A 13,997-nucleotide genomic window follows, 5' to 3' on the forward strand; every position below is an offset into this window, starting at 1 on the left:
GGCGGAAGGGTCCGATAAATGGCCCCGCTTTCCCCCGGCTGTAGTAGAATCGAGGCCTGAGGCGGGCGAACCCGGCTCTCCCAGTCGCCCCCGGTGGGGCCCGGTGGGAAAGAATCAGGCTTCCGTCCCGTTGACGAAGGATCCCTCATGACCCAGAAAATTTCGGTCGGTATCGTTCTCGCGCTCCTTTGCGCCTTCCCGGGCCTCGAGGCCCGCCCCTCCCTGAAGGAAATCCGCTCGGCCTCCCGCAACGTGCTGGTGGCCTTCATCGCCGGCGACTCGGCCGAGACCGGCGCCGTCGCCATTGGCGACCCTTCCGGGTGGAAGATCAACGGCCGCCCGGCGACGGCCGTTTACCGGTACTCCACCGCGGCCGACCCCTTCGATCACCACATCTACCTCGAGACCTCGAAACTCGAGGAGGGGGAGCGCTACCGGGTGGAGACTCCCTACGGGGACAGGGAGATCGAGTTCCGGGAAAAGGAAATCTTCTGCGAGGCGATCAAGACCAACCAGGCCGGCTACAGCGCGCGGTCGCGCCGCCGGTACGCCAACTTCGCCCTCTGGCTGGGGACCGGGGGGGCGCGCCGGATCGAGGGCCCCCTCCCGGAATTCACCGTGTGGGACCGGGGGACGGGGAAAACCGTCGCGGGCGGGCGGCTGGAGGAGGTCGGCGCGGACTCGGGCTCCGGCGATCACGTGTACCGGATCGACCTGGCGGCCGTCCCCGCTGGGGGTCCCTATACCCTCACCGTCAGGGGGTACGGCAGCAGCCACCCCTTCGGCGTGGGAGGGGAGTTTTCCGCGCATCTGGCCTACACCCTCTTCCGGGCCCAGTACCTGCAGCGCTGCGGCTGCCCGATCGCCCGGCCCGGCATCCGCAAGAAGGCGTGCCACACCCTGATCTACGACGTGGACGGCCCGATCGGCGAGGCCAACATCGATGTCGGGGGGGACGAGCGGACCTTCCGCGTCCACGGGGGGTACCATGACGCGGGGGACGCCGACCGGCGGGCGTACCACATGGCCAACCCGATCATCAACCTGATGATCTACGAGGCCTTCCCGCGCCTGTTCGCCGACGGCCAGTTCGACCTCCCGGGCAGGTTCGACGACGACTACAACATCACGGGGTACGAAAACGGCGTCCCCGATATCGTCGACGAAGCCGCCTGGGGGAGCCTGGCGTGGGAGTACCTGCAGAACGGGGACGGCGGCATCCATTTCGGGACCGAGACCCGCGGGTACCCGGACCCCTTCGCCGCGCCGATGGACCGGGACGACAAGAAGTACGGCACGGTGAAGGTCGACGACCGCGCCACCTGCACCGGGGCCGGGCTGTTTCTGCACCTGGCCCGTATCCTCGCCCCGTACGATCCCGGGAGGGCGAAGGAACTGGAGCGGCGGGCGGAGCGGGCCGCAAGCTCCTGCGGCGGCGCCATGGCCGCGCCGGAGAGGCTCTACTTCCATATCCAGCGCTTCCTCCTCCACGGGGAAGAGGCCGATCACGCGAAAATCCGGGAACTGCACCCGATCGCCGGCGGGCTGAAGGACCATCTCTACCTGACGCCGGGCTATTCGCTCAACGACGACCGGCTGGACAACCCCGCCTATATCCTCTCCTACATCCTGGACCGGAAGGCCGGAACCGACCCGGAGATCGTCCGTTTCTTCCGCCGGGCGCTCAAGGACGCGGCCGACGCCAATATCGCCGAACTCCGGCGCCACGCCTACCCGGTGGGGAACGATCCCGACGGCAAGGCCTGGGGCCACAACGTCCGGCAGCCCCAGTACGCGGCCGCCCCGCTGCTCCACTGGATGCTGTCCGGGGACCAGGCCTACTTCGACGCCGCCTCGGAGCTGATGGACTACAAGCTGGGGCTCAACCCGATCGGTATCAGCTACGTGACGGGACTCGGTTTTGACCAGGTCCACAACGTCCACGACCGCGAGAGCGCCTACTGGGCGGCCGAGGGCCAGGGCCCGAAACCGGGCATCACCGTTTTCGGGCCGGGGGTCACCGGCTGGAGCCGCGGCATCCGGGTCGTCCCCCCCGTCGACCGCCTCCCCCTGGAGCGCCGGTACGTGGACGACCGGGAGATCATCTCCTTCAACGAGTTCACGATCTTCGAGACGATGCACTACGACGCGCTCTACACGGTGCTCGCCGGGGGCGGGAAGTGGCGGGGAACCGACCCGTTCAGAAACCGGGATGTCCCATGATGGCCCGAAACATCGAGATCAAGGCCCGGATCGGGAGCGTCGAGGCGGTTATCCCCCTGGTGGAGGCGGTGGCCGACCGGGGGCCGGTCGAGATCGTCCAGGACGACTTCTTTTTCGCCTGCCCGAACGGGCGGCTGAAGCTCCGCACCCTCGCCCCGGACCGGGGCGAACTCATCTTCTACCGGCGGGCCGACGGGGCGGGGCCCAGGGAGTCGTCTTACATCGTTTCGCCCACCGGCAGCCCGGCGACCCTGCGTGCGGCCCTCGCCTCCGCCTGGGGGGAGGCGGGGCGCGTGAAGAAGCGGCGCCTCCTCTACCACGCCGGGCGGAAGCGCATCCACCTGGACCGCGTCGAGAGCCTGGGCGATTTCCTCGAACTCGAGGTGGCGCTCGGGGAGGGGGAGAGCGCGGATGCGGGAGAAGAGGAAGCCCGGAATCTCATGCGCCGGCTCGGTATCGGCCCGGAGCGGCTCGTTGCCGGCGCCTACGTCGACCTGCAAACATAAGGGACATCACGCCCCTTTGGTGTAGAATCCGGGCGCGGACACGGGGCGGCGACCGGCGCCGTGCGGCCCGATCGGCGCCACAGCGGAGGCAAAGTGATCAAGATTCTTGAAGACGTCGTTTCCACCCTGGACATGGAAGCGCCCGTGCGGGATATCCGCATCGGCCTGTTTCACAGCGCGGTCCTGACGCGCCATTGCGGGCTTGCGGCCACGCTCCCCCGGGACGCCCTGCGGCAGGACCCTCCCCTGATGAAGGGGCCCGGCTTCCTGCTGGATAAAAGCGCCGCGGAACTGGTCCGGATGGCCGAATCGGACAGCATCGTCGAATCCGCGGTCGGGATGGCCACCATCAATTCGCTGCTCGAGATCGACATGGGCCGGTGCCGGGAGCTGAACGCCCGGGAGCTGATCGCCGAGAAGGGCGCGGGGAAGAAGGTCGTCATCGTGGGACGCTTCCCCTTCATTCCCGACCTCCGGGAAACGGTCGGGGACCTGAAGGTGCTGGAAAAAAACCCGCAGAAGGACGACCTCCCGGAATCGGAAGCGCAAAATGTCCTTCCCGAGGCGGATGTCGTCGCCATCACGGGCACCTCCTTCACCAATCACACCATCGGAGGGCTGCTCCGGCTGTGCCGGCCGAACGCTTTCGTCGTCGTGCTGGGCGACAGCGCCCCGCTTTCCCCGGTCCTTTTCGATTACGGCATCGCCGCCGTGTCGGGCACGAAGGTCACCGATCCGGAACTGGCCCTGCGCGGGATCAGCCAGGGGGCCAATTACCGTCAGATCAAGGGGGTCGAGCGGCTCACCATGGTCCGGGACGTCAGGGGGTAGCCGGCGGCGTCGCCGTTTTTCAGATCGGGAACCGATGAAGACGTATCTGGATTGCGTTCCGTGTTTCATGAAGCAGGCGCTTTTCGCCGCCAGAGAAGCCACTGACGACGAAAGAACGATCAAGCGGGTCCTGGACGCCGTAGCTTCACATATTCCGGACATCCCCTACGACAGCCCGCCGCCGGACACGGCCCGGCATATCTATGGCGCCGTGCGCGAAATCACGGGGGTGCCGGATCCGTTCAGAAAGCTCAAGGACGACAGCGTCCGCATCGCCCTCGGCCATTATGAAAGGATGAAAGCGGCCGTTGCGGAATCGGACGACCCGCTCCGGACGGCGGCCGGTATCGCGATTGCGGGCAACGTCATCGATTTCGGCGCCCACCAGGATTTCGATCTGGAGGAGGAAATGCACTCCGTCCTGGGGAAACCGCTCGCCATCGACCACTACGAATCTTTCAGGCAAAGGGTCGGGGCCGCCGGAACGATCCTCTATCTGGGGGATAACGCTGGGGAGACCGTCTTCGACCGGATCCTGATCGAGACGATGGGGAAGCGGACGTTCTACGCGGTGCGGGACATCTCCATCATCAACGATGCCACGGTCGAGGACGCCGAAAAGAGCGGCATCGGCCGCTCGGCCCGCATCCTCTCCTCCGGCTGCGACGCCCCCGGGACCATCCTGGGACGGTGCTCGCCGGAGTTTCTGGAACTGTTCCGCAGCGCGGATGTCATCATCAGCAAGGGGCAGGGAAACCTGGAATGCCTCTCGGAGGCGGAGGGGCCGATCTTTTTCCTCCTGAAGGTGAAATGCCCCGTGATCACCCGCCACCTCGGCGCCCGGAAGGGGGGGCTGGTCCTGATGGACGCCCGGCGGAGAGAAACACCGAAAGGATCGCAGGTCTGAATCCACTCGCCTCGTGAGCCGACTATTTGCAGGAGCTTCTTTAACTGCGGCGGCCATCAATGTAAAATATGATTATAATATTTTGCGGAGATGGAGATGGAAAAAGAAATAAGCTCGACCGAGGCGGTTCGGAATTTTTCCGAATTGCTCAACAAAATCAAATATCGCGGGGATCGGTATACCGTTATCCGCGGCGGCAAGCCCGCCGCATCGCTGGTTCCGGTGGAAGAGTCTCGCGGGGGTGCGACCCTCGCGCTCCTGCCCGGGATTGTGCGCGCGCTTCCCCGCCTGGACAGCGACGATACCGGTTTTGAGGCCGATGTTCTGGCAACGGCACGCACCCAACCGGAGATACCCGAGGCACAGCCATGGGAGTGATCCTCGATTCCAGCGAGATCATCGCCCTGGAGAGAAACCGCGGGGCCGTGGATGGCCTGGTGGCCGGCCGCGAGGATGAACCCTTCGGCATCAGCGTGATAACGGTGGCCGAGCTGCTCCATGGCGTCGAAAGAGCGGATACGGAAATTCGTAAAATCCGGCGGCAGGCATTTGTGGAGAAAGTGATCGAAACGATCCCCGTATTCCCGTTCGACAGCGGCATGGCCCGCATCTATGCCCGGATCTGGGCATCGCTATGGAAGCGAGGCTTCAAGGTGGGGGCCCATGATCTGATCATTGCCGCAACGGCGATTTCCCTGGACTACACCGTGTTGACCGCAAACCGGCGCGATTTCGGGAAAATCGAGGGTTTGCGACTGGAAGTGAGGCCCGCGTAACGCGACGATTCCGGCATGGAACTGGTGCCCGGATCATAGATCAGGATGAAACCATGAAAGCCATGATTGCACGCCGTCCTTTCCTCAAAAGCCTGGGACTCCTTCTGCTCGCCTTCTGCTGCCTGCGCCTGGCGCCGGCCGCCGCCTGGACGGGTGACGGCGGCACCGACGCCGTCATCACCGCCAAGGCCTTCCCCTTCTTCCGCACCGTGGCCCGGAACCGGGCGCTGGCGGACGGGGTGCGGTGGGACGCGTGGCTCCATCAGCAGCATGCCCGGCAGCGGGAGCGGATGCGCCGGGCGCTGGTCGAGTGCGCCGACGCCGGCTGTTACGCCGAAGCGGCGGGCTGGAGCCCCGGCGAGATCGAGGCGATCGGGAACCGGCTCGCGGCCCTTGTCCGGGATGGCGGCAGGTTGGGCGCGCTCGGTGCGGCGCTGCGGGCGGAGGCCGCGTATCCCCTGTACGCGGCCCGCGAAGACGCCGATCTCGTCAGGAGCGCCTGGACGGATTCGGCGCGCGGCGTCAACCGGATCCTCGAGGTCTACGTCGGGGGGAAGAAGCCCCTCTACCCGGCCATCGACGCGATCTCCTTCCCGGAGGGGGACCCGGCCTTCCGTGAAAGGGTGCGCCGACGGCTGGCCGGGGTGGTCAGGGGAGGGGACGGCAGGGACCTCTTTTTCGGGGCGCCGCTCGAGTTCGCCCTCTGGGCGCTCGCGGTCAACGGACGCGACGAGGCCGCCCGCTACGAGCCGCTCGAACGGGGGGCGAACTGGAGGACGGTCGGGCGGATCGGGGCCATCGACTGGCACGCCTATGCCTACAGCATGATCCTGGTCCCGGGGCAGGGGCCGGAGCGGGAGGGGGAGGCGATCTCCCCAGGCAGCATCCGGCGCTGCCGGGAGGCCGCGGAGCGCTTCCGCAGGAAGCTGGCCCCCATCCTGGTCGTCTCGGGGGGGCACGTCCACCCGAACCAGACCCCCTTTTCCGAAGCGGTGGAGATGAAAAAGTACCTGGTGCGGGAACTCGGGATCCCGGAAGAGGCGATCCTCATCGAGCCGCACGCGCGCCACAGCACCACCAACATGCGAAACGCCTCGCGCCTGGCCTACCGCTACGGCATCCCCGACACCAAGAAGATCTTGATCGTCACCGACCCGGTGCAGAACGGGTTCCTCACGGTCATGCAGAAGCGCTTTCTGGACGAACTGGGCTATCTCCCCTATCGCGGGCTCGAGAAGCTGGGCGGGGAGGAGAGCGAATTTTACCCGGTCCGGGAGTGCGTGCAACCCAACCCCCTCGACCCGCTCGACCCCTAGACCGATTTCCCCGGTTTCCGGAATCGGTTATAATGGGACCACGCTTCAGCTTTTCCCACCCATACGGCAGTGGAGGTGACTCTCATGCCGATCTACATCACGCTGTACAACTGGACGGACCAGGGCATTCACAACGTCAAGGACGCACCGGCGCGGATCAGGCAGACGTGCCAGAGCGCGGAGGCCGGGGGCGGCCGGGTCCTCGGCGTGTTCCTCACGATGGGCCAATACGACCTGGTCGCGATCTCGGAGGTCCCCGACGACGAGACCTACGCCGCCTCGCTGCTGGCGCAGGGGATGATGGGGAACGTGCGCTCGACCTCGCTCCGGGCCTTCTCCGAGGAGGAGTTCGAAGGCATCGTCGGCCGTCTCCCCTGAATCGGGGGCCGGGGCCGGACGGCGAGGAAACCGGGCGGAGAAGTGAGTCCACTATTTGGTTATTTGGCCAAATAGTGGTATTATCCCTCCCATGGACAAGAAAACGGAGAGAGGATACGAGGTCCGTGCCGGGATCTTCAAGGCGCTGGCCCACCCGTCCCGCCTCTTCATCGTCGAGCAACTGGCGGCCGGGGAAAGGTGCGTGTGCGACCTCGCCGATATGATCGGGGCCGACGTCTCGACCGTCTCCCGCCACCTGTCCGTGCTCCGGAACGCCGGGGTCCTCGAGTCAGACAAGCGGGGACTGCAGGTCTACTACCGCCTCAGGTTTCCCTGCGTCCTGCGCTTTTTCGACTGCGTCGGGGAGGTCCTGGCGCAGAGCGCCGAGGAGCATCGGACGCTGACGGGCGGGGGGGCGAAAGCGTGAAGCTGAAAACGGAATGGAAACAGCTCGGGTGGACGCTGGGGCTCTTCCTCCTCTTCTTCTGGCTCCCGCTCGAGCAGGGACGGTTCACCGGGAGCGTCATGGAGGCGCTCCACCTCAGCCGCTGGTACGCGCGCGAGCACGTGCTCCTGTGCCTGGTGCCCGCCTTCTTCATCGCGGGCGCCATAGGGGTTTTCGTCAGCCAGGCCGCGGTCATGAAATACCTGGGCGCCAAGGCATCGCGCGTCCTCGCCTACGGGGTGGCGTCGGTGTCGGGATCGATCCTGGCCGTCTGCTCCTGCACCGTCCTGCCGCTCTTCGCCGGCATCTGGCGGATGGGGGCGGGGCTCGGCCCGGCCTGCGCCTTCCTCTACTCGGGTCCCGCCATCAACGTGCTGGCCGTGATCCTGACCGCCCGCATCCTCGGCCTCGAACTGGGGATCGCCCGCGCGGTGGCGGCCGTGCTTTTCAGCGTCGTCATCGGGCTCGTCATGCATTTCCTCTTCCGCAGGGAGGAGGCGGCCAAGGCGGCGGCCCGGGCGGCGCTGCCGCAGCCGGAAGTCGCGCGGCCGCTCTGGCAGAACGCGCTCTTTTTCGCCCTGATGATCGGCATCCTGGTGTTCGCCAACTGGGGCGCGCCGAACGATTACGAGTTCGCGCTCGCAGACGGCAGCAGGTTCGAGGCCGCCGTCATCGCAGCCCCCGAAGAGGGTGCCGACGCGGCTTACACCCTCAAGGTCCTGTCCGGACCGGAGGCGGGCCGGGAGATCGGCGTCGCGGCGGGCGCGATCGTTTCCCGGGCCCCCGTCGCCGGCCCGTGGACCACGCTATGGCAGAATAAATGGAAGGTCACTTCGGCGCTGGGAGTCTGCCTGGGCATCATCCTCGTCGCCTGGTTCGGGATCCCCTGGTGGAAGGTGGTCCTGGGCGCCGTTCCCGCGGCCGTCCTGGCTTTCGCCCTCCCCTCGGGGGGGATGTGGGTCCTGCTCCCCTTCGCGGCCGCGGTCGCGGCGCTGTCGGTGATCCTGGCCGGCCGGGAGGGGGAATCCTCGGACTGGCTCGAGGCGACGTGGGGGTTCGCCAAGCAGATCATGCCATTGCTCCTCCTCGGCGTCCTGGTCGCCGGCTTCCTGCTCGGGCGCCCGGGGCACGAGGGGCTGATTCCCGGAAAATTCGTGGAAATGCTGGTCGGGGACCGGCCCGACACCTTTTTTGCGCTCACCGGGCTGGGGGGCGGGGCGTTCGAGGCGTTCGCGCGCTCGGTCTGGCCCCTCTGGACCAACCTGTTCGCCAGCGTCTTCGGGGCGTTCATGTATTTCGCCACCCTGACGGAAGTCCCCATCCTCCAGGGCCTCATCGGGGCCGGGATGGGGAAGGGGCCGGCGCTGGCGCTCCTGCTGGCCGGGCCGGCGCTGTCGCTCCCCAACATGCTCGTGATCCGGAGCGTGATGGGCACCGGGAAGACGGTGGTCTTCTGCACCCTGGTCGTGGTCATGGCCACCGCGAGCGGGCTGGTGTTCGGCTGGATCTGGGGATAGGCACGGAACCGCCGGGAAGGTCCGGCGATGTTGGATCCAGGGAGGAAAAGAATGAAGATCCAGATTCTGGGCACGGGCTGCCCGAAGTGCCGCAAGCTGGCGGAAAACGCCGAAGAAGCGGCCAGGCAGCTGGGGGTCGAGCACGAAATCGAAAAGGTGACCGAGATCGACAAGATCATGGCGTTCGGGGTGATGATGACGCCGGCGCTCGCCATCGACGGCGAGGTGAAAGCGGTCGGCAAGATCCCCTCGGTCGAGGAAATCAGGAAGATGCTGGCCTGATTCCGGGTCAGCGGCGGCGGCCCGATGTGCGGGCCAGTTGCGCCGCGGTCCCGCAGGGAGCCCCCGGCTGCTTGGACCCGAGCCAGGCGTCGAGGCGCTTGGTGAGTCGTCGGGACTCCGGGCGCCGGGCCAGGCTCGACTTCAGGAGCTTCATATGCGCATCGACGAGGGGGTCCCCCGCCGGACGCAGGGAGTAGTAGGACCACAGCCCTTCCTTGCGGCCGGTCGCCACACCGGCGTTACGCAGGGCGGCCAGGTGACGGGAGGCCTTGGACTGGGTGATTCCGAGGACCTCCATGAAGTCGCAGACGCACAGCTCCCGGTGGTGAAACAGGAGCCAGATCATCGCGAGCCTGGCCTCATCGGAAAGGACCTTGAAAAATCTGGCGGACTCCTTCATGCCGTCTCCTTGCAACGCATTCATATAACCGGCTTGACGAATGCAGTCAAGCGCAATCGTTTGTATCGCCGCAGTCTTAATGTATATCATATGTTATGTTTATCCGGAATCGCCGCGCGCGCGGCCCCGTCCGCGGGCGGTTTCGTGGTATCCTGTTCCAATCGAAACCCGTTCCAGGACCAGCACCTGAGCGAGCGGGATGTTCCAAAAAAGAGGAGAGAAGAGGCATGATCCAAACCCTGATGCGATCCATTCTGATCCTGGCGCTGACCGTCGCGGTCTCGGGCCCGGTTTTAGATCTGGCCGTCCAGCCGGCGCCGGCGGCCCCCGGGCACAAGGTCATCGCCTACTATTTCCACACCGACACGCGCTGCAGCACCTGCATGAAGATCGAGTCCTATTCCAGGGAAGCCATCGAGCAGGGCTTCTCCGAGGAACTCAGGAGCGGGAAGCTGGAACTCAGGATCGTCAATTATGAAAAGCCCCAGAACCGCCATTTCATGCAGGACTACAAGCTGGTGTCCAAGTCGCTGGTCCTGGTGAACATGGTCGACGGCAGGCAGACCGAATGGACGAACCTGAAGATGGTGTGGCAGCTGACGGGACGAAAGGACGCCTTTCTCAACTACGTCCGCCGCGAGGTCCGCGGCTACCTGGCCAAGGGTTAGGCGGGACCGGGAATGGAAGGGTCCTCTTTCGCGATATTTTCCGCGCTCTGGCTCGGCATCCTGACCTCCATCAGTCCCTGCCCCCTGGCCACCAACATCGCCGCGGTTTCCTTCATCAGCCGGAACCTGGAGTCCTCGAAAAGGGTTCTCTGGAGCGGCCTGCTCTACGCCGCGGGACGGATGCTGGCCTACGTCGTGATCGCCGTCCTGGCGGTAGCCAGCCTTCTCTCGCTCCCCGAGGTCTCCTTCTTTCTCGAAAAAAACATGCACAGGATCATCGGGCCGCTGCTGATTGTGGTGGGGGTGATCCTGCTCGACGTGCTCCCGATCTCCTTTTCGGCGTCCCCTGTCGGCGTCGGGTTCCAGGAGAAGGCGGGAAAATGGGGGATGTGGGGGGCCGGGCTGCTCGGAATCGTTTTCGCCCTCACCTTCTGTCCCCTTTCGGCCGCCCTCTTTTTCGGCAGCCTGATCCCCCTGGCCGTCGACGGCCGCTCCGCGGTGCTCCTCCCATCCGTCTACGGCCTCGGCACGGCGCTGCCGGTCGTGGCCTTCGCCCTGGTGATGGTCTCGAGCGTGAAGTCGATCGGCAAGGTGTTCAACCGTCTGACGCAGGTCGAAAAATGGGTACGCAAGCTGACGGCCGTGGTTTTCATCGGGGCGGGTGTGTATCTCCTCCTGAAAAATATCCTGGGATTCTGACCCTCGGCGTCCGGGCCGGCCCTCAATCCGAAAGTATGGAACGATGAAGAAGGAATTCGAAGCGGAGGTGGGTCCGGAGGGGCACCTCGTCCTGCCGCCGGAACTGGCGCGAAAATATGGATATCGGCCGGGGGAGAAGATCCGGGTCGAGGCGGGGCGTAACCGGGTCACCCTCCTGCGATCGCCCGACCACCTGGCCAGGGTCTATATCGAGCCGACCAACCGCTGCAACCTCGACTGCGTCACCTGCATCCGCCACGGCTGGGACGAGCCGCTCGGGGAGATGAGTCCGGCCACCTTCGGGAACATCATAACGGGGCTGCGTGAACTGGACCCCCCGCCCGATGTCTTTTTCGGGGGGCTGGGGGAGCCGCTTGGTCACCCGCGCATCCTCGACATGGTCCGGGACGCCAAGAGTCTCGGGGGCGAGGTCGAACTGATCACCAATGGCATGCTGCTCACGCGGGAGGTGTCCGAGGCGCTGGTGGCCGCGGGGCTGGACAAGCTCTGGGTGTCGCTCGACGGTGCGACACCCGAGAGCTACACGGACGTGCGCCTCGGGGCGGCGCTGCCCCAGGTGATCGCAAACCTCCAGGTGTTCCGTCGTGTCCGCTGGGAACGCTACCGGACCGAGCTTTTCGACCTGCTCCTCAAACCCCGCATCGGGATCGTCTTCGTGGCCATGAAGCGCAACATCGGCGATTTTCCGGCGGTGGTCAGCCTGGCGAACCGGCTGGGGGCGCTCCATTTCATGGTGAGCAACGTGCTCCCCTATACCCCGGAGATGCAGGATGAAATCCTGTATACCCGCGCGCTTACCGACTCGATCTACGCCTCCACCCCCTGGCTCAGGGAAATGGAGTTCCCCAAAATGGACGTCGGGCCCGCAACCCGCGAAGCGATTTACCAGGCCATGCGGGGCGACCACTCCCTCACCTTCGGCGGGGGAAGTCTGGCCGAGAGCGGCAACCGCTGTCCCTTCGTCGAGAAGGGGTCGATGTCCATCCGCTGGGACGGCGAGGTGAGCCCCTGCCTGGCCCTGATGCACGATCACACGACCTACCAGTACCGGTACCGGCGCGCCATCAAGCGGCATGCGGTCGGAAACGTGTCGGGCGGGGACATCGCCGGAATCTGGAACCGGGCCGATTACGCGGCGCTGCGCCGGCGGCTGCAGGAATTCCATTTCTCCCCCTGCCTCGACTGCGGCGGGTGCGAGTATTTCGAATCGAACCGGGAAGACTGCATCGGCAGCCCCACCCCCGCCTGCGGCGGCTGCCTCTGGGCGCAGGGGGTCGTGCGGTGCCCGTGATCAGCACCGGCTGACGGACACCCGGGTTTCCTTCCCGAAGTACCTGCGCTGCAGCCAGAGCGCGACGTTGACCAGGCCGATCAGGACGGGGACCTCGACCAGGGGGCCGATGACGGCGGCGAACGCCACCCCCGAGTGGATGCCGAATACGGCAACGGCGACGGCGATGGCCAGTTCGAAGTTGTTGCTCGCGGCGGTGAAGGAGAGGGTGGCTGTTTTCGGATAGCCGGCTCCCACCCGGCGTCCCATCCAGAAGCTCACCAGGAACATGAGCACGAAGTAGATGAGGAGTGGGACGGCGATGCGGACCACGTCCATCGGGATCTGGACGATGAGCCCCCCCTTGAGGCTGAACATGACCACGATGGTGAACAGGAGCGCGATCAGGGTGACGGGGCTGATCCTGGGAATGAAGACGCCGTGGTACCATTCCTTCCCCTTCGCCCGGACCAGCAGCAGGCGGGTGAGAAAGCCGGCGATGAAGGGGATGCCGAGATAGATGAAAACGCTTTCGGCGATCTGGCCGATGCCGACGTCGACGACGCTGCCGGACAACCCGAACAGGGGGGGCAGGACGGAGATGAAAAACCAGGCGTAGACGCTGTAGAAAAGAACCTGGAACACGCTGTTGAAGGCGACCAGGCCCGCGCAGTATTCGGTGTCCCCCCGGGCGAGGTCGTTCCAGACGATGACCATGGCGATGCAGCGCGCCAGTCCGATCAAGATCAGGCCGACCATGTATTCGGGGTACCCCCGCAGGAAGGTGATGGCCAGCAGGAACATCAGGACCGGGCCGATCACCCAGTTCTGGACCAGCGACAGGCCGAGCACCCTGAAATTGCGGAACACGTCGCCCAGTTCCTCGTAGCGCACCTTGGCTAGCGGCGGGTACATCATGAGGATCAATCCGATGGCGATCGGGATGTTGGTGGTGCCCGCCTGGAACCGATTGACGAAGGCTTCGGTGCCCGGGAGGAAATGGCCGAGGCCGACTCCGACGGCCATGGCCAGGAAGATCCACAGGGTCAGAAAGCGATCCAGGAAGGAGAGGCGCCGGGTAATGCCCTCCTCCGGGCTCCTCGTGGAAGAGTTTGCAATCCCTCTTTTCAATGAACACCTCCCGTGGCATGTCCGAAAACGCGAAAGCCGGCCGATTTGCATCGGCCCGGACCTATGCGGTATATTCATATAACCGGTTCAACGAATGCAGTCAAGGGGTATGGAGGGGGGCGAATGAGGACGATGACGGCGAAGGGGCTTGCAATCGTGATGCTAGGCGCCGCCCTGCCCTGCTGGATTTCTCCGGGTGGGTCCGCCGCGAGAGCGGAATCGGGCTCCCGCATCATCGCGCACCCGGAGGTTCCCAGGATCCCCGCCCGGGAGCTGGCCGGGCTGCTAGAGAGGAAGGCCGACGTCGTCGTCATCGATACCCAGGCGGCCGAAAACTACCGGATGTGGCACATCCCCACGGCCGTCAACGTCCCCTACAGTGTCGGGGACGACCCGACGGAGCACGAGCTGTTGCTGGTGGACCTCCCGATGGACAGGCTGATTGTCGTCTACTGCCTTTGCGAGGAGGGCTCCGACAGCGCCCGGGTGGCCCTCGGCCTGCGGCAGCTGGGTTTCGACCCCGCCCGGGTCAAGGTCCTCGAAGGGGGCCTCGTCAAGTGGGACGAGGCGGGTTACCCCATTGTCCGAACCGAAACCCCCGAATAACCCCAATCCTGGACATCCACC

The 13,997-nt window shown here is 65.5% G+C and carries 17 protein-coding genes; 15 read left to right on the top strand and 2 right to left on the bottom strand.

From position 1 onward, the window contains the following. The first annotated feature begins 147 nt into the window (after positions 1-147). From GXY47_09275 to GXY47_09325, 11 genes are all read left to right on the top strand, one after another. Entirely contained in the window at positions 148-2,223 is a 2,076-nt protein-coding gene (locus GXY47_09275) for a hypothetical protein (protein ID NLV31333.1), read from the top strand. After that, positions 2,223-2,729 (top strand): class IV adenylate cyclase, encoded by a 507-nt coding sequence (locus tag GXY47_09280; GenBank protein NLV31334.1) that lies wholly within the window; start codon positions 2,223-2,225, stop codon positions 2,727-2,729. Before GXY47_09275 ends, GXY47_09280 begins: the two co-directional genes overlap by 1 nt. A gap of 96 nt (positions 2,730-2,825) precedes the next feature. Then, complete coding sequence (locus GXY47_09285) at positions 2,826-3,560, top strand: DUF364 domain-containing protein (protein NLV31335.1); 735 nt, start codon at positions 2,826-2,828, stop codon at positions 3,558-3,560. Positions 3,561-3,594: 34 nt separating this feature from the next. After that, positions 3,595-4,467, top strand: coding sequence for a DUF89 family protein (locus GXY47_09290; protein NLV31336.1), 873 nt, complete (start codon positions 3,595-3,597; stop codon positions 4,465-4,467). 96 nt (positions 4,468-4,563) lie between these two features. After that, positions 4,564-4,845 carry a type II toxin-antitoxin system Phd/YefM family antitoxin gene (locus GXY47_09295; GenBank protein ID NLV31337.1) on the top strand — a complete coding sequence of 94 codons (282 nt, stop codon included), beginning with the start codon at positions 4,564-4,566 and terminating at the stop codon, positions 4,843-4,845. Continuing rightward, positions 4,836-5,243 carry a type II toxin-antitoxin system VapC family toxin gene (locus tag GXY47_09300; protein NLV31338.1) on the top strand — a complete coding sequence of 136 codons (408 nt, stop codon included), beginning with the start codon at positions 4,836-4,838 and terminating at the stop codon, positions 5,241-5,243. The genes GXY47_09295 and GXY47_09300 overlap by 10 nt, the downstream gene beginning before the upstream one ends. A gap of 53 nt (positions 5,244-5,296) precedes the next feature. Beyond that, positions 5,297-6,559: a YdcF family protein gene (locus tag GXY47_09305; GenBank protein NLV31339.1), complete on the top strand. Its 1,263-nt coding sequence runs from the start codon at positions 5,297-5,299 to the stop codon at positions 6,557-6,559. 84 nt (positions 6,560-6,643) lie between these two features. Continuing rightward, positions 6,644-6,937: a GYD domain-containing protein gene (locus tag GXY47_09310; protein ID NLV31340.1), complete on the top strand. Its 294-nt coding sequence runs from the start codon at positions 6,644-6,646 to the stop codon at positions 6,935-6,937. A gap of 91 nt (positions 6,938-7,028) precedes the next feature. Then, positions 7,029-7,364 carry a winged helix-turn-helix transcriptional regulator gene (locus GXY47_09315; protein ID NLV31341.1) on the top strand — a complete coding sequence of 112 codons (336 nt, stop codon included), beginning with the start codon at positions 7,029-7,031 and terminating at the stop codon, positions 7,362-7,364. After that, positions 7,361-8,899: a hypothetical protein gene (locus GXY47_09320; protein NLV31342.1), complete on the top strand. Its 1,539-nt coding sequence runs from the start codon at positions 7,361-7,363 to the stop codon at positions 8,897-8,899. Before GXY47_09315 ends, GXY47_09320 begins: the two co-directional genes overlap by 4 nt. Before the next feature lie 51 nt (positions 8,900-8,950). Beyond that, positions 8,951-9,181, top strand: coding sequence for a thioredoxin family protein (locus GXY47_09325; protein ID NLV31343.1), 231 nt, complete (start codon positions 8,951-8,953; stop codon positions 9,179-9,181). Between the two features lie 7 nt (positions 9,182-9,188). On the opposite strand, the gene GXY47_09330 is transcribed toward GXY47_09325, so the two are convergent. Then, entirely contained in the window at positions 9,189-9,581 is a 393-nt protein-coding gene (locus tag GXY47_09330) for a metalloregulator ArsR/SmtB family transcription factor (GenBank protein ID NLV31344.1), read from the bottom strand. A gap of 227 nt (positions 9,582-9,808) precedes the next feature. On the opposite strand from GXY47_09330, the gene GXY47_09335 reads away from it, so the two are divergent. The 3 genes from GXY47_09335 to GXY47_09345 are packed head-to-tail and all read left to right on the top strand — an operon-like array spanning position 9,809 to position 12,260. Then, positions 9,809-10,249 carry a hypothetical protein gene (locus GXY47_09335; GenBank protein NLV31345.1) on the top strand — a complete coding sequence of 147 codons (441 nt, stop codon included), beginning with the start codon at positions 9,809-9,811 and terminating at the stop codon, positions 10,247-10,249. Positions 10,250-10,261: 12 nt separating this feature from the next. Beyond that, a complete protein-coding gene (locus GXY47_09340) occupies positions 10,262-10,948 on the top strand; it encodes a sulfite exporter TauE/SafE family protein (protein NLV31346.1) in 687 nt (228 codons plus the stop codon). Positions 10,949-10,991: 43 nt separating this feature from the next. Continuing rightward, positions 10,992-12,260 carry a radical SAM protein gene (locus tag GXY47_09345; GenBank protein ID NLV31347.1) on the top strand — a complete coding sequence of 423 codons (1,269 nt, stop codon included), beginning with the start codon at positions 10,992-10,994 and terminating at the stop codon, positions 12,258-12,260. Here GXY47_09345 and arsB read toward each other — a convergent pair whose 3' ends face one another. Then, positions 12,261-13,421, bottom strand: coding sequence for an ACR3 family arsenite efflux transporter (gene arsB, locus GXY47_09350; protein NLV31348.1), 1,161 nt, complete (start codon positions 13,419-13,421; stop codon positions 12,261-12,263). It abuts the gene before it with no gap. A gap of 72 nt (positions 13,422-13,493) precedes the next feature. Between arsB and GXY47_09355 the strand changes: the two genes are divergently transcribed. Further along, complete coding sequence (locus GXY47_09355; GenBank protein NLV31349.1) at positions 13,494-13,976, top strand: rhodanese-like domain-containing protein; 483 nt, start codon at positions 13,494-13,496, stop codon at positions 13,974-13,976. The last annotated feature ends 21 nt before the right edge of the window (positions 13,977-13,997 follow it).

Source organism: Acidobacteriota bacterium (genome assembly GCA_012729555.1).
Lineage (GTDB): Bacteria > Acidobacteriota > UBA6911 > UBA6911 > UBA6911 > UBA6911.

Excerpts from the sequence above, each read along its gene's own strand:
- GXY47_09325 (NLV31343.1), top strand. The coding sequence starts at position 8,951 with ATGAAGATCCAGATTCTGGGCACGGGCTGCCCGAAGTGCCGCAAGCTG.
- GXY47_09335 (NLV31345.1), top strand. The coding sequence starts at position 9,809 with ATGATCCAAACCCTGATGCGATCCATTCTGATCCTGGCGCTGACCGTC.
- arsB (NLV31348.1), bottom strand. The coding sequence starts at position 13,421 with ATGCAAATCGGCCGGCTTTCGCGTTTTCGGACATGCCACGGGAGGTGT.
- GXY47_09295 (NLV31337.1), top strand. The coding sequence starts at position 4,564 with ATGGAAAAAGAAATAAGCTCGACCGAGGCGGTTCGGAATTTTTCCGAA.
- GXY47_09305 (NLV31339.1), top strand. The coding sequence starts at position 5,297 with ATGAAAGCCATGATTGCACGCCGTCCTTTCCTCAAAAGCCTGGGACTC.
- GXY47_09355 (NLV31349.1), top strand. The coding sequence starts at position 13,494 with ATGAGGACGATGACGGCGAAGGGGCTTGCAATCGTGATGCTAGGCGCC.
- GXY47_09310 (NLV31340.1), top strand. The coding sequence starts at position 6,644 with ATGCCGATCTACATCACGCTGTACAACTGGACGGACCAGGGCATTCAC.
- GXY47_09340 (NLV31346.1), top strand. The coding sequence starts at position 10,262 with ATGGAAGGGTCCTCTTTCGCGATATTTTCCGCGCTCTGGCTCGGCATC.
- GXY47_09330 (NLV31344.1), bottom strand. The coding sequence starts at position 9,581 with ATGAAGGAGTCCGCCAGATTTTTCAAGGTCCTTTCCGATGAGGCCAGG.
- GXY47_09290 (NLV31336.1), top strand. The coding sequence starts at position 3,595 with ATGAAGACGTATCTGGATTGCGTTCCGTGTTTCATGAAGCAGGCGCTT.
- GXY47_09275 (NLV31333.1), top strand. The coding sequence starts at position 148 with ATGACCCAGAAAATTTCGGTCGGTATCGTTCTCGCGCTCCTTTGCGCC.
- GXY47_09345 (NLV31347.1), top strand. The coding sequence starts at position 10,992 with ATGAAGAAGGAATTCGAAGCGGAGGTGGGTCCGGAGGGGCACCTCGTC.
- GXY47_09300 (NLV31338.1), top strand. The coding sequence starts at position 4,836 with ATGGGAGTGATCCTCGATTCCAGCGAGATCATCGCCCTGGAGAGAAAC.
- GXY47_09280 (NLV31334.1), top strand. The coding sequence starts at position 2,223 with ATGGCCCGAAACATCGAGATCAAGGCCCGGATCGGGAGCGTCGAGGCG.
- GXY47_09315 (NLV31341.1), top strand. The coding sequence starts at position 7,029 with ATGGACAAGAAAACGGAGAGAGGATACGAGGTCCGTGCCGGGATCTTC.